General features: G+C 54.9%; 13 protein-coding genes. 8 read left to right on the forward strand and 5 right to left on the reverse strand.

Features of this window, described 5'->3' with window-relative positions; translation table 11 throughout:
* Positions 1–174: 174 nt before the first annotated feature.
* Positions 175–471: a hypothetical protein gene (locus SE86_RS07275; protein ID WP_117354893.1), complete on the forward strand. Its 297-nt coding sequence runs from the start codon at positions 175–177 to the stop codon at positions 469–471.
* Here the strand turns inward: SE86_RS07275 and SE86_RS07280 are convergent.
* The 4 genes from SE86_RS07280 to SE86_RS07295 form a co-directional block, all read right to left on the reverse strand.
* Positions 452–2,038 carry an HD domain-containing protein gene (locus SE86_RS07280; RefSeq protein WP_117354894.1) on the reverse strand — a complete coding sequence of 529 codons (1,587 nt, stop codon included), beginning with the start codon at positions 2,036–2,038 and terminating at the stop codon, positions 452–454. The genes SE86_RS07275 and SE86_RS07280 overlap by 20 nt on opposite strands.
* A gap of 319 nt (positions 2,039–2,357) precedes the next feature.
* On the reverse strand, positions 2,358–3,362 hold the full coding sequence (locus SE86_RS07285) for an SIS domain-containing protein (RefSeq protein WP_211096568.1): 1,005 nt from the start codon (positions 3,360–3,362) through the stop codon (positions 2,358–2,360).
* Between the two features lie 69 nt (positions 3,363–3,431).
* Positions 3,432–4,496 carry a hypothetical protein gene (locus SE86_RS07290; RefSeq protein ID WP_211096569.1) on the reverse strand — a complete coding sequence of 355 codons (1,065 nt, stop codon included), beginning with the start codon at positions 4,494–4,496 and terminating at the stop codon, positions 3,432–3,434.
* Complete coding sequence (locus SE86_RS07295) at positions 4,483–6,639, reverse strand: acetate--CoA ligase family protein (protein WP_117354895.1); 2,157 nt, start codon at positions 6,637–6,639, stop codon at positions 4,483–4,485. The genes SE86_RS07290 and SE86_RS07295 overlap by 14 nt, the downstream gene beginning before the upstream one ends.
* Before the next feature lie 216 nt (positions 6,640–6,855).
* On the opposite strand from SE86_RS07295, the gene SE86_RS07300 reads away from it, so the two are divergent.
* Together SE86_RS07300 and cyaB are read left to right on the forward strand one after the other, a co-directional pair.
* Positions 6,856–9,063 carry a CDC48 family AAA ATPase gene (locus SE86_RS07300; protein ID WP_117354896.1) on the forward strand — a complete coding sequence of 736 codons (2,208 nt, stop codon included), beginning with the start codon at positions 6,856–6,858 and terminating at the stop codon, positions 9,061–9,063.
* Between the two features lie 9 nt (positions 9,064–9,072).
* Entirely contained in the window at positions 9,073–9,609 is a 537-nt protein-coding gene (cyaB, locus tag SE86_RS07305; protein WP_158543155.1) for a class IV adenylate cyclase, read from the forward strand.
* 78 nt (positions 9,610–9,687) lie between these two features.
* Here cyaB and SE86_RS07310 read toward each other — a convergent pair whose 3' ends face one another.
* Positions 9,688–10,143: a 30S ribosomal protein S19e gene (locus tag SE86_RS07310; protein ID WP_117354898.1), complete on the reverse strand. Its 456-nt coding sequence runs from the start codon at positions 10,141–10,143 to the stop codon at positions 9,688–9,690.
* Between the two features lie 62 nt (positions 10,144–10,205).
* Here SE86_RS07310 and SE86_RS07315 point away from each other — a divergent pair, with 62 nt between their 5' ends.
* From SE86_RS07315 to SE86_RS07335, 5 genes are all read left to right on the forward strand, one after another.
* Positions 10,206–10,859: a DUF447 domain-containing protein gene (locus SE86_RS07315; RefSeq protein ID WP_148666806.1), complete on the forward strand. Its 654-nt coding sequence runs from the start codon at positions 10,206–10,208 to the stop codon at positions 10,857–10,859.
* A complete protein-coding gene (locus SE86_RS07320) occupies positions 10,780–11,463 on the forward strand; it encodes a hypothetical protein (protein WP_117354900.1) in 684 nt (227 codons plus the stop codon). Before SE86_RS07315 ends, SE86_RS07320 begins: the two co-directional genes overlap by 80 nt.
* Before the next feature lie 45 nt (positions 11,464–11,508).
* Positions 11,509–12,783: a gephyrin-like molybdotransferase Glp gene (gene glp / locus SE86_RS07325; protein ID WP_117354901.1), complete on the forward strand. Its 1,275-nt coding sequence runs from the start codon at positions 11,509–11,511 to the stop codon at positions 12,781–12,783.
* A gap of 58 nt (positions 12,784–12,841) precedes the next feature.
* A complete protein-coding gene (locus tag SE86_RS07330; protein WP_117354902.1) occupies positions 12,842–13,618 on the forward strand; it encodes a nuclease in 777 nt (258 codons plus the stop codon).
* Positions 13,619–13,693: 75 nt separating this feature from the next.
* Positions 13,694–14,257: a VWA domain-containing protein gene (locus tag SE86_RS07335; RefSeq protein ID WP_117354903.1), complete on the forward strand. Its 564-nt coding sequence runs from the start codon at positions 13,694–13,696 to the stop codon at positions 14,255–14,257.
* Positions 14,258–14,328 lie beyond the last annotated feature (71 nt).

A 14,328-nucleotide genomic window follows, 5' to 3' on the forward strand; every position in this document is an offset into this window, starting at 1 on the left:
CGGTCCGTCCTCAGGGTGGCCTGGCATAACAGCGACGTGTGCATATCATAGTAGGGAGGTATGACTTAGTTGCCAGGCAGCTCTTAGGCGGAGGTGTACCATGATCCCTCTTGAGGTAATACGGGGTAGTTCGGTTTTTGGCGAGAGAGCGGCCAAGCAGGGGGTAGGGGTCACATGTTAAGCAGAACTGACTGGGAGCTGAAGAAGGAACTTCCCGCAGCCGTAGTGGAGGTTGCAAAACGTATAGCGGGTTCTGAGAACATCGAAGCCATTGAGGCTGCACTTAGGAAAATAGCTGACAGCGGCGACTCGTGGGTCTCAAGGGTGGCTAGGGAGCTGGCGTCTGACCAACGTGAGCTCCAATCAATAATTAATGGCATGAAACATGGACTTAAGCCGAGGGACGAATCTATAGAGGAGGTTGTATACTGGATAAAGAAAGGTAACGACATCAGGTCCTCAGGTACCTAAAGCCCTCCTCCAGCACGCCTGCTATTTGCCTCCTTGCGACCTCCCTTAGCTCCGCCGCCTTAGACCTGAGCGTTATGTGATCCTTGATATTGTCGGAGTAGGCATACAACAGCACTACTGGAATAGAGCTTTGATCGAAGAGCGCTCTAAGATACGAGGACTCGTCCCAGTTAAACATCTTAACACTCGAGCTCCTCAACGTCTCAGTGTTTACTATGGTGCCCTCAAAATGGTCGACGACTATGTCAGGCTCCTTAAGCTCCTTTCTGAGACCTTCCTGAAGGTCTGAGACTTTGTTGCCGATGAAGTTGAGCATCTGGGAGAGTGCTGCGGGCATGGGTTCCACGCCGTGCTCCCTTAGCTTGTTTATGGCAAGCATTACAAGCTCCTCGCTCCTCTTAACTAGCGAGACTGGTAGGAGGTCACGCCTCTCCATGAGACTCAAGGCCCACCTCTTGCTCAGCTCATCTGAGCCACCAGCGGCCAACCTAGCTATAATGTCGAGCTCTGGGTCATCAAAGTAGTAGGCATCATCTAGGATAGCTTTTGCTAGCGAGCTTGGGCTTATGGCGTCCCTAAAGTCGTCTGAGTACATGGGTAATGTTAACTTAGCCCTTGGAATCTCCCTTATGAACCTTGAGACAGACTTAGAGATGGCCATTATCTTGTGGTGGAAGTAGACGGAGCGGTACATCTTATATCTAGCATCAAATATATCCTCAAGCGTCTGGAGGCTCTTGATGTCAAGGGATAAGATCACATGACCGTTATCTGTAATAGAAACCTTGAGGCCCTCTATGAGTCTGTCAAGGTCTATGTTACCGTAAACTATCCCAGTGGCCTGGGCATCCCTCTGAAGGTAGTCGAGCCTATCAGCGTCCGCTATTTCGTTAGATATCATGTCGTGGATTAGACTGAGGCTCTCGGACTTAAGTCCTAGCTCCTTGGTCGAACCTGTCGAGCTAGGCCCCATAGGGTTAAGTAGCCCCTCTACAACGTCTAAGTAGGGCTTTAGCTGTTGCATGTCATGACTTGATTCAGCGAGCTTCTTAATGGCTTCAATGAACGCGAGGCCGTAGGCCTCGTGCACCTTCAATGTCCCTCTTGAGAGCCTGGCCAGCTCCTGGTAGAGACTGCTTGCGCCTTCTCTCTCGTCGTACTTGGCCATGTACTCGATGGCGCTCTCGCTCATGTGGCTGTATGCCAGGTGGCCCACGTCGTGAAGAAGTCCAGTAAGCCTCGCGACTTGAACAACGACGTTCATGTGCTTCTCATCACAGTACTCGAGCAGCTCGGAACACAGGGTTGGGTTGTGCCTAAGCTCGGCAATGACCTTTGACGACATGTATGACGCTATGTGCATGACACCAAGGGAGTGCTCGAGCCTGCTGTGCCTAGCCGAGGGGAATACCAGGAAAGCCATGCCGAGCTGCTTAATATTGTGAAGCCTCCTCAGGAACGCTGTCTGGAGCAGCCAGTACTCCGCCTCGTTGATTGGTATGAATCCATGAACGGAGTCCTGCACCACGCCTTTCTGCTTAAAGGCCCCTATGAGCTCGTTCTGCATTAAGCGCACCTTGGGGGCTCAGCGCTAACGTGAACGGGGAACTTTATAAGAGTTCGGCCTTCACCATGACTAACAGTCGTTTCATCTGTTGCCACTTGGCATCATCACTTCTCTCCCTCGCCATGCTGTCTATGGGACTGGCCCCTTGAGGACGTGGGGGAGTTTCACTGGGCGCCATCCTTCGCCTCGCGACTGCCCATCTCTGCTAAAGCGACGCCATCCGAGCTTAATGCCGGTGCCAACATTAAGCTTTAGAGTAATTTATTTATTATATTGATAATTATAAAATAACTAATATTTGTGCAAAACGCTACAGGCTCTAAGTGAGGCCCGCCTTCTCAAGGGCCTCCTTATACCTGCCAGTTATTGACGTGTCGCGCGGGTCCACGCCGTTAAGGGATGCAAGGTAGACTGAAGTGAAGCCGCCCAGCAGGGAGCCCTGAAGTAGCTGGGCGAGGAGGCCGTTGCCTCTCGGCGTGACCCTGACCAGCGTGTCCCTCTGCTCACTGTAGACCTGCCTAAGAAGCTCTTCAAGCACAGAGCACACCTTCCCGTCGCCCTCTATGAGGATGAAGCCTTTCCTCTCGCCGTGCTGTTGCTGCCACACCACTAGGTCGTTGTGAGCGGACTCAGGGTAGAACTCCGTCTTAGCAATGGCCTTCGCGTTCTCGCTGAACTCCTGCCTCCACCTGTGAGCTACTATGTCGAAGACGCCGCAACCGGCTATGATGTAGAGGTCTTTGCCCTTCAGCGCCCTCGCTATGGTCTCGCCCTCGCCGCGAGAGGTTGACCTAAGGGCCTCGGCGGCGTCCTTAACCTCGCCCTCGTTGGCGACCTCAACCCCAGCTGCGCTCAGTATGCCAAGGGTGGCCCCAGCCAGCATGCCGAGGGCGGTCCTGGGGTAGTAGCCTGGCTGTATAGTGGCCAGGGGCAGGCCTGTCTCCCTGGCCCAGGCGGCCAACTTGCCGCCGCTTGTTACAGAGAGCACCAGGGCACCCTTGGCATGCGCTTCCCTCGCGCAACTCACGGTCTCATAGGTGTTCCCGCTGTAGCTTATTGCGACTACGAGGTCCTCGCTGCTCAGCCAGGCAGGGGCTCCATCTGCCTTATGGACGATAACGGGGAACCTGGCGCCCTTAGCTGTGGCTAGGGCCCATATGTAGTCGCCTGTGACGCCACTGCCGCCCATGCCGCACAGCAGCAGGGAGCGCGGGCTGACGTGTGGTGCCTTGGCTTTGACAGCAGAGCTGTATGACGTGAGCAGCTGGTCGGGCCAGGTCTCATAAAGCTTCAACATTTCCTCAAGGGCCGTCTGTAGAGCCAAATCTATCACTAGGCTAGGAGTTGCTGCCAGCTAATAAAAGGTTGCCCTAAGCTCTTGTAGGAGGGCCCTTCAGAACTCGCCGTAGAGAATCCTCATTTCGTCTAGGCTTAGCGCCTCGCCTCTCTTAGCTTTCTCCTCTATCTCTTTGCGCTTCTCCTCGAGCACCTTGAGCTCTATACCGCGCTGCTTCGATACCTTCAGCTCCTTCAGTCTTACCATCAGCTCCCTGTACTTGTTGTAGAGGGCGTCCAGTTCGCCAGTGAGTATGTCTATGTTTTTGCTCTTCTCAGAAATAGCCTGTTTAAGTGAATCTATCTGCTTGTTAAGTTCATCAATCCTAGGTGTGAGCGACGCTATCTGGGCCTTGAAGCTCCCGGCCTTCTGCCTCATCTCAGCTATCTTGTTGTTATACTCATTCAGCTTCATCTTCAGGGCCTTGACCTCGGCCTCTATCTCCATTATTGATATCTCCTCCTGGCGTGCCTTCCTTATCCTTTCCGCCAACTCCTCAAGGCGCTCTATTTCCTCGACTAGCTTTTTCTCCTCCTGGGGTGGTAGCACGGACGTCTGCTGCCTCCACTCGAGCTCCTCTATCCTCTTCTGAACTCTCCTGAGGCTGAGCTTAGCCACGCTGCCCTCCTTGTCTAACAACTGTCTGGCCTCCCTCAGCTGCTCAACCTTAGCCTTGAACTCGTTGACGGCTGACGCCCTCTCCTGGTTGAGCTTAGCCAGCTGGTCAAGGAGCTCCTTGCGGTCTGACCTCAGCTTAAGGAGCTGGCTTACAAGCTCCTTCTTCTGCTCTATTAGCTTTGCCCTCTGGTCCCTGAGGCCCTTAACGTCATTAATTAGTTGCATTCTGGCGTTCTTCACTTCAACTACCTTGTCCCTTATCGCGTCAACAAGCTTGTAGAGGTCGTCCTCCTTCATGTTTGAGATGTCAACTGTTACAAGCTGTCTTATGTCCTCGGGCAGGGCCTCTGGGGGAAGAGGCTGAGGCGTCCTCCTGGGCCTCTGCTGGCCCTGCCCGACGATACCCTGGCCCTGCGGAGCCTGTTGAGGCGAGCCCTGCTGGGCGTTCGTCTGTGCATCTTCTATCTGTTGCTTGTCTATGGCAAGGCGGTCACCGTTCTCCAAGTTGTTCTTCCACCTCCCCAAGCACTATGCGCGCATCAGCTGCAGTCGCTTGTTCTCTGCGTGCGAATACAGGATTTATATCTACCTCTTTTATAGACAAGTGGTTGTAAAGTAGGAGACTGACGCGAGAGATTACTTCGGCCAAGCTATCAATGTTCGCCCCCTGCAGGCCCCTGTAGCCCTTCAGCAGCCTGAAGGCCTTCGTCTCAGACATCATAGAGGCGGCACCTTTGAGTCCCACAGGGGCTAGCCTCATTGAGATGTCACTTATCAGCTCGACCAGAAGACCTCCTGAGCCAAACGTCACAATTGGGCCAAACTGTGGGTCGTGTATGCCGCCGACTATTACTTCGAATCCTTCGGTCACCATCTTCTGCAGCAGCACGCCCTTCACCCTGGCACCGGGAGCCAGCCTTCTGACGTTGTCCATTATAGTCCTGTAAGCGTCGACGGCCTCTTGATCGCTCTTAATATTGAGCACAACGCCGTTAACATCACTCTTATGGATTATGTCAGGGCTCACAACCTTCATAGCTAGTGGGAAGCCGACGCGCGCGGCGCACTCCCTGACCTCAACCTCATCTGACGCCTTGCAGTACTCCGCCACTGGAATTCCATAGGCCCTCAGCACGTCTAAGGCCTCGTCTTCGAGTAACTTCACGCGGCGCTCCTCCAGCGCTCTCCTTATGATACCCTCCACCGCGTCCTTTGCGCCCTCGCTCACATGAGGAATTATATCAACAGGCTCCTCGGCCCCGATGCACCTCGCACACCTCCATAACGTTGAGAGGGCCCTGGCCGCCCTGTCTGGGAACTCAAACGTTGGCACGCCTACGTCCTCCAGGGCCCTGGCCAGCCTCTCACCGTACTCGGCTCCTATAGTTACAACTACCATCGGCACGTCAGGGTGGCGCCTCCTGATGTTCAGTATAGAGTTCAGAGTCTTGTCAAAGTCCATAGTTGGGGGCTGCACAAGTGCTACCAGAAGTATCGCGTCAGCGTCCCCATTATTTATGAGGGTCTCAGCTACAGCCTCTATCTGCTCGGGCCTGCTGTCCCCCGTCAGGTCGAAGGGGTTCTTGAGCGACACCCTGTAGGGGAACAGACCCTTGAGGGCCCCTAGGGTGGCCTGTGAGGGCGGGGGAACCAAGAGGCCCCTAGAGGCTATATTATCGGCTGCTATAACTCCATGGCCGCCAGAGTTAGTTATAATGGCCACCCTGGGCCCCTTCGGAACGCCGCTAGTGCTGAGCACCTTGGCCGCGTCAAACATGTCCTGCAGGTCTTCAAGTACTATAGCGTTGGCCTCACGCATGACCTCATAAAAGGTCGCATATGAGCCAGCTATTGACGCCGTGTGGCTCATGGTTGCCCTTGAGCCCTCTGACGTCCTGCCGCCCTTCAGGATGAGCACGGGCTTTCTGGCCTTGTAAGTGACGTCCCTTATGGCGCTCACCAGCTCCCTGCCCCTGCTCACGCCCTCTAAGTACATCAATATCACTTTGATGTCCGGCGACTTGACTAGGTAGTTTAGACTATCAACCTCATCTATATCTACCTTGTTGCCAAAGTTTATTGCCTTGGATATCCCAATGTTGTTGGCGGCAGCCCAGTCCATGAGGGTCGCGAGGAGGGCTCCGCTCTGGCTGACGATTGCTATGGGGCCAGGCTTAGGTCTCCTCATCCTTTCCAAGGGCAGGAAGAAGGTGTCAACACCATTAGAGGCGTTGTAGACGCCTATGCAGTTTGGCCCGAGCACCCTTATCGAGTACTTCTTTGCTACGCTGACTACCTCCTCCTGTAGCTTGATGCCCTCCTCGGTCCCGGTCTCAGCGAAGCCCCCGCTGAATATTATGACCCCCTTAACGCCCTTTCTTCCTGCGTCATCAAGGACCGAGGGGGTTGCCATGGCATTCACAGCTATCACGGCGACGTCAACATCTTCCTCTATATCCGAGAGGGAGCGGTAGCTCTTAACGCCATCGACATTGTCATACTTAGGGTTTACGACGAACAGCCTCCCGCCGAACTTATGCCTGAGATTATTCAGTATGACTCTACCCATGTTGTCGGCTCTGGGTGAGGCGCCAACAACTGCAATGCTCTTTGGCTCAAAGAATACCTCAGCCCCTACTGTATACATTCGTTATCATCCAAACGATGGCAGTATCCTTGGGGTTAAAAGCGTTAGAGGGTTGACATGGATGTACCTGACGCGACACGCCCTAACACTGGGCCTCAAGGCGGCCTGCTTTGCACGATTTGAAGCAGGGCTGTTTCAGGTCTTGCCAAGCACGCTGACAAGCGCTAGGTGTTAAAATATATTAGCGCTCTGTCCCAGAGTATTTAGGGCTTTTGCATGTCATCCCAGAGTGTTACGTTAACAGTCGAGGAGGCATACAGGAGTGACAGGCCAGGCAGGAAAATAGTGAGAATCAGCGACTCAACGATGCGCAAGTTGGGCATAGAGACGGGCGACTTCGTGCTCATCAAGAGCCCGAAGGCGATAGAGGTGGGGGTTGCCTGGCCCCTAAGAGGCGAGGGGGAGGAAGTCATAAGGATGGACGGCCACATGAGGCAGGTCCTCGGCGTGAGCGTTGGGGATAAGGTAGAGGTCATGAGGGCCGACAACCTCAAGCCTGCCAGGAGGATAGAGTTAGCCCCTGTGGGTCAGGCCACCGTGCCTACGTTCTTTGGGGCTGTGCCCATAAACATGGTTGTCTCGCCTGATGACCTAAGGGACGAGCTCGTGCGCAGGCCTCTGATAAGGGGTGACCTAATCCCGCTCTCTGATGAAATTCAGCTGGCGGTAGTTGACACCAATCCGACAGACCCCATTTACGTTACTGATGACACGGAGGTCCGCATAAGGAGCGAGCCCGTCAAGCCCTCAGAGTACCCGCTCCTCAGTAGGGGGACCAGGGTAACCTGGGAGGACATAGGTGACCTTGAGGAGGCCAAGCAGAGGATAAGGGAGATAGTGGAGCTGCCCATGAAGCACCCTGAGATATTCCAGAGGCTCGGCATAGAGCCGCCCAAGGGCATTCTCATCTACGGTCCTCCTGGCGTTGGCAAGACCCTTCTCGCCAAGGCGTTAGCCAACGAGATAGGGGCCTACTTTGTGGCAATAAATGGCCCCGAGATAATGAGCAAGTTCTACGGCGAGAGCGAGGAGAGGCTGAGGGAGGTCTTTAAGGAGGCACAGGAGAACGCACCATCCATAGTCTTCATTGACGAGATAGACTCAATAGCCCCCAAGAGGGAGGAGGTCACCGGCGAGGTCGAGAAGAGGGTCGTAGCTCAGCTTCTGACACTAATGGACGGCATACAGGAGAGGGGCAAGGTCATCGTAATAGGCGCCACCAACAGGCCTGACGACGTGGACCCAGCCCTCAGGAGGCCAGGGAGGTTTGACAGGGAGATAGAGATAAGGCCGCCTGACAAGCAGGGCAGGCTTGAGATTCTGCAGGTCCACACGAGGAGCATGCCGCTTGACAGCGACGTCAACCTAGCTGAGATAGCTGACCTAACGAAGGGCTACACGGGGGCTGACCTGGCCGCCCTAGCTAAGGAGGCAGCCATGGCTGCGGTTAGGGAGTTCATGAACACAGGCAAGGTTGACCTCTCGAAGCCCGGTGAGATAAAGAAGGAGGTACTCGAGACCCTCAAGGTCAGCAGGAGGCACTTCCTGGAGGCCATGAAGGTCGTGAGACCAACGCTGATACGTGAGGTGTTCGTGGAGGTCCCGGAGGTCCACTGGAGTGACATAGGCGGCCTGGAGAGCGCGAAGCAGGAGCTGAGGGAGGTCGTGGAGTGGCCGCTCAAGTACTCCGACGTGTTCCAGAAGATGGGAGTTGAGCCGCCAAAGGGCGTGCTCCTCTTCGGCCCTCCAGGCACAGGCAAGACCCTCCTCGCTAAGGCCGTTGCAACGGAGAGCGGGGCCAACTTCATAGCCATAAGGGGGCCGGAGGTGCTCAGCAAGTGGGTCGGCGAGAGCGAGAAGGCCATAAGGGATGTCTTCAGGAGAGCCAGGGAGGTGGCGCCGGTCGTGGTGTTCTTCGATGAGATTGACGCCATTGCGCCTGCAAGGGGCTACAGCTTCGACAGCGGCGTGACTGACAGGATAGTGAACCAGCTGCTCACCGAGATGGATGGCTTAGTGCCTCTTAACAACGTTGTTGTGTTAGCCGCTACCAACAGGCCGGACATAGTAGACCCAGCCCTTATGAGGCCCGGCAGGTTTGACAGGATAATCTATGTGCCGCCACCTGACAAGGACTCGCGCAAGCAGATATTCCAGGTACACCTGAGGAAAGTGCCGCTGGCCAACGATGTTGACATTGACAGGCTGGCTGACCTAACAGAGGGCTACACGGGCGCCGACATAGCCGCGGTGGTGAGGGAGGCTGTCTTCGCGAAGCTCAGGGAGAAGCTAGAGCCGGGGCCTGTTGAGTGGAGGCACTTCCAGCAGGCCCTGAAGAAGGTCAAGCCGAGCCTAACGCGCGAGGACGTGGCTAGGTACGAGCAGATGGGTGACAGGCTGAAGAAGCTTGTGCTCTCAACGTGAGGCGGGATCTTGGACCACGTCGAGGTTGAGGTCAAGCTGAGGGTTCCCTGCGAGGCGCTAGATGAAATTGCAAAGAGATCGTCAGCGGCAGGGGGAAGCGTTGAGCCTCCTGTTGACGAGAGGGACGTGTACTATGAGCACCCGTGCAGGGACCTCATGACATCAGACGAGGCCCTAAGGGTGAGGTATGTCAACGGTCTCCCGCTCTCGCTCACATACAAGGGGCCGAGGGGGCCAGGGGACCTTAAGTCAAGAGAGGAGGTAATAGTCGAAGTCAAGTCAGACCCTGACAAGCTGCTCAGGTTGCTCGGGTTCACGCCGTCTATAGAGGTTCGCAAGAGAAGAACCTACATAAGCCTGGGCTTCGCCGAGGTCACCTTGGACGTCGTTGAGGACCTGGGGTGTTTCGTTGAGGTGGAGGCGGCTAACAGTGACGCTAATGAGGTCAGGAGGACCTTGGAGCTCCTCAACATAAAGGGAGAGGCCGTCGCTCAGACCTACGCGGAGCTGATAGCTAAGATAAAGCGGGAAACTAACGCGATTTAGGAGCTCTTTTCACATGGGAGGCTTTTCCATAATATTTTAAGGCTAATGCTGTTCTCGTTGAGAAGCCTCCGCTGTCCCTCAGATATACTTTGCGAGCTCGGGCCTCTCCTTAACAAGCTCGTTGGCTATCTCCTTAGCGACCTCGTCGAGCAGTGAGCGGCCCTTGGGACTGAGCACCCTTCCGCGGCCCGCTGTCTTCAAGAGGCCCGCCTGCTCCAGCTGCTGGAGTATTCTCCTTATGTTGCTCCCGCCGCCCTCAGCGAAGCGAGCTGGCCTTACGCCGTTCCTCTTCCTCCCGCCGTACATTACTCTGAGAGCTCCAACGCCCACAGGCCCGTCAGCCAGGTAGAGCTTCCTAAGTATCGAGGCTGCCCTCACATACCACCACCCAGGGTTGTCGGGCGGCCTCTCCCTTGAGACGCCCGTCTTAGCGTAGAGGGCCCACTCAGGCGGCCTCACCTGCTCTACGTTCTTGAGCCTAGCAGCCAGGCGCTCTATCAGCCTGTCAGCTGGGACGTCGGTTACGCTTACCACATTTACCCCCTACGGGAAGCCTTTTCAGCGCGTAGAATTAAAAGCGTTTAGTGGCGAAGCCGGTGATAAAGGGGGCATACTATGAGTTCATAGCGTTCCCCTGCAGCGTCAATGGGCGCTATTCAATGCCGCTTGGAGTTGTCTTTGATGAGAAAAAGCAGTTTACGGTTTACAAGGATACAGGGTTCCTCAGGTTCCTCGGCAAGGAGGGGGTCCTCCTGCTGCTCTCACCCTCAGACCCCCTGCTCTTTGTAAAGAGTGTGGCCCACGCCTTGGAGCTTGAGGTCAGGTGGGATGAGGCAAGCGGGTGCCCAGAGCTTAAGGGGCTGGGAGGAGTCTACAGATGTCATTATCATCAGCTCAGCGACAGAGGCAATAGCGTGACCTACTCCTGCAGCCTTGAGGAGGTCGAGCCGCCCCAGGTCCCCTACACCAGGGCCTATGGGTGCCTCGTGGAGCTTCTCGTGCTCCTGACCAAGGCTAGGGCTGGGGTCTACGAGGGCTGGTACCTTGAGTACGCGCGGGGCCTTAAGTGGTGCGTCGAGCACTCAACCAGGGGGTCGCCTGAGTACGTCAACACAGCTAATGCAATACTGCAGGAGCTTGAGTCAATTGTTAGCCCGGGCGCTGGCAGCCGTGGAGGTCTACAGGGAGGTGGCACAGAGGGAGCTCGGCTACCCAGAGGTCAAGGAGCTCACGTCAGCGATGCACTTTGAGGGCATCATTACGTGTGACGAGCTTTGCGCTAAGCTGCATAAACTATTAGAGACCATCTCTGACAATCACGTCTGCGTTGCAGGCCCCCTGGCGCGCCCCGAGAGGCTGAGAGGCTGCCCTGTGCTCCTGGCCCCTGAGGGAGGAGTTCCACCGCTTATGGAGGCTGGGCTGAGGCCCCTTGCTGTCACCACTGACGCCGACTCGTCCTTGAGCATACTCAATCGTATAGTTGAGATCTCGGACTACATTATGCTTCACGTTCATGGTGATAACCTCCTGAGGGCGTCAGCGCTTGTCAGCAGCGTCCCGCGGGCTAAGCTCCTGCTCACCTCCCAGGTGGACACGCCATTTTGTATATACCCCTCAGGGGCCTTCACCGATGGCGACAGGGCCGCAGCTATAGCTATGGAGATGGGGGCGAGCTCTATTAGGCTTGTAGGCTTTGACTTCAGCTCCGTGACATGTGGACACAAGGACTACTGCGACAGTGATGAGAAGTCGGCTAAACTCAGGACTGGAGAGAGGGTGCTCCTCAAGGTAGCGGGGAGGTTCGGTTATCACTTAACAAAAGACCTTGAAGGGAACCTCCTGCTGCTTAAGTGACTTAGGCTCATTAACTGAAAGGCCCCTGCCTGAGGGGGACGCGCGGTGTCGATAAAGAAGACCATGGAGGGCTTTAAAGTCCTCATAGGTGTTGACGAGGCTTTGAGAATGTTGAAGGAGAGCGTATCATTTACGCCAGAGATAATTGAAGTTAAAGTTCGTGATGCGCTAGGACTGCCAGTCGCCGAGGACGTGGTGGCGCCGACGGACGTGCCACCCTTTGATAGGAGCGCAGTTGACGGATATGCCGTTAGAGCCTTAGACACCCTTGGAGCCACTTTGCTGAATCCCATTAGACTTGAGATAGTTGGCGAGGCCGAGGCTGGCAGCGACCCGTCAAAGCTGCCGCGCGTTGGTGAAGGTCAGGCAGCCGTGATATATACTGGGGCCCCGCTACCACCAGGGGCGGACGCCGTAGTAATGGCTGAGGACACCGAGAGAATTGGGAACTACGTCAACATTAAGAGGCAGGTCACACCATTTGCAAACGTCTCAAGGAAGGGCGAGGACTTCACAAGGGGCGAGGTGGTCATAAGGCGGGGCTGGAAGGTGCAGCCATGGCACATAGGAGCCATGGCGTCACTTAGCATAACTAAAGTCAAGGTTTACAGGAGTATAAGGGTTGCGGTGCTCTCAACTGGCTCTGAAGTCGTGGAGCTCGAGGACCCCAGGGCCGGCTCGCCAGGAACTATAATAAACAGCACTAAGCCCATGCTCATATCGATGCTGGAGTCTGATGGCTTCGAAGCGCTGGACTTGGGGACTGTGCCAGACGACGTGGAAATAATAGAGGAAAGGGTGAGGCAGGGTATCAAGGAGGCTGACGCCGTGATAACCACCGGAGGCACAAGCATTGGCGCTCATGACCTTGTCCCTGAGGCCGTATCGAGGCTTGGCAAGGTGCTGTTCAATGGGGTCAGGATGAGGCCCGGCAAGCCGACCGGGGCAGGCGTGATCAACGGAAAGCCTGTCTTCATGCTGTCAGGCTTCCCAGTGGCCTCCTTAGCAGGTTATATGGCGTTTGTTAAGCCCACGTTAAGGCATATGACAGGGACGCCCGAGGAGCCGCTTCCAGTTGTCAGGGGCAAGATTACAAGGAGAATTGCTAACGTTGCAGGAGTGAGGACCTACCTTAGGGCGAGGGCTTACGTTAATGAGAGGGGAGAGCTGATGGTAGAGCCCTTGGCGATAACGGCCTCAGGAGTCCTTCGTACGCTGACAGACGCAAACGCGCTACTCATAATGAACGAGGACATAGAGGGCTACGACACAGGAGATGAGGTGGAAGTGGTTCTGCTTTCTCCAATTCTTCAAAGTTAAGGGTGGACTACGAAAACTAAATAGTTCTACTTGTAAATAAAGCTGGGAGAGAAGAGGCTTGGTAACTAACATAGAGATCTCAGGCTATACCGAGGAAGTTCTCGAGGCCCTGGTGAAGGCCGGCATATATGGGAGTAAGACGGAGGCCATAAGGGACGCCGTGAGGAGGCTCATTGAGAGTTATGACTTAAAGGATGTGTCACTGAGAGCCTACAAGGGTGGCGGCATCAGCTTTCAGCTGGCTGTTGAGATAAGTAGCCTCAGCGTGGATGAGCTGCTGTGGTATTTCCTGTCGCGCGACATGACGCCAATGCTTGGGTCTGATGACGAGACTGAAGTGAAGACCAGTGAGGAGCAGCTGAAGGAGAGGGGCTCCTTAGTTTTTGACCTATCATCGCTTTACACGACGCTGGAGCTTGATATAAGCGACGTCGTGAGCAGGTTAGGGAAGAGGCTATCCGTATCATCAAAGACTATGGAGAGGGCCAAGGCCCTCACGCTTAGGCTCTCAAAGATGAGGGGTGTAGTATATAGCTTTAGCGGCTTTGAAGTGGTTAATGTGAATAAGTCTCTGGCAGAATTTTCTAGGAAGAACGGTATTTCGCTTCAAGAGGCCCACTCTATGTATGTTGCCAAGAAACTGGGGGCTCTTTTAATTAGCGATGACTTAAGGACTAGACAGGTCTCAAGGACTCATGGGGTGGCAGCGGCGCCCACGCTGTCCCTTATTCTCTACGCCCGCGACGCGGGCATAGTGTCAGATGCAAAGCTAAAAGAGCTGGTGACCAAGATGGCAACAATACCCTATGTCGTGCCTAAGGCAATGTTAATATGAGGCCAGATCCATTTAAGCTTATTAAAGGTGGTAATATCAATTGAAAATAGGTCCCTCGTATTGGCGGGCAGAGCTTTGTCGAAAGGCCTTGGCACAGCGCTGGTCATAGCAATAGACAGCAGCGCCAGCATGATGTTGAAGGACGTGAAGCCTAACAGGCTTGAGGCCGCGAAGAGAGGGGCCGTAGTGATACTTAGGTCCATAGTTGGCAACGGCACCCCTACGCTGGTAGGTATAGTGTCATTTTATGGAAGCTCATTCCCCGTGGTAGACCTGACTGATGACGTCGAAGAGCTAGAGAAGGCCATAAATTCCATCAAGGTCTCTGGCAAGGCTACTAACCTAAGTACGGCAATTAAGGACGCCTTCTACATGTTTAAGGACGCGCCCCCGGGCTACTCTAGGAGGCTCATAGTAATAAGCGATGGGGACTTTAACGAGGGGCCCGACGCTGATGAGATGCAGTTCTTAGTTAAGACCAGCAGTATGAGAATTGACTTCCTTGTAATCACTAATAGTCAGCACGTGAAGACCCAACAAATAGAGAAGCTGGCAGGCCTGAGCGGCGGCAAAGTTTCTTATGCAAAATCCCTTGAGGAGGCTGTTAAGAGTGCCTATAAGCTAGCGCTGGGGGAGTGACGAGCTGTCATTTAAATGTGGCATGCCATTACTCAAGGTACGACATCCATCAAGCCAAGGGCTAGCCGAGA

Origin of the sequence: Acidilobus sp. 7A (assembly GCF_003431325.1) — an archaeon.
Lineage (GTDB): Archaea > Thermoproteota > Thermoprotei_A > Sulfolobales > Acidilobaceae > Acidilobus.

What these genes read in the sequence shown, in the direction of transcription:
- SE86_RS07300 (WP_117354896.1), top strand. Translation starts at nt 6,856, where the DNA reads ATGTCATCCCAGAGTGTTACGTTAACAGTCGAGGAGGCATACAGGAGT.
- SE86_RS07275 (WP_117354893.1), top strand. Translation starts at nt 175, where the DNA reads ATGTTAAGCAGAACTGACTGGGAGCTGAAGAAGGAACTTCCCGCAGCC.
- SE86_RS07295 (WP_117354895.1), bottom strand. Translation starts at nt 6,639, where the DNA reads ATGTATACAGTAGGGGCTGAGGTATTCTTTGAGCCAAAGAGCATTGCA.
- SE86_RS07280 (WP_117354894.1), bottom strand. Translation starts at nt 2,038, where the DNA reads ATGCAGAACGAGCTCATAGGGGCCTTTAAGCAGAAAGGCGTGGTGCAG.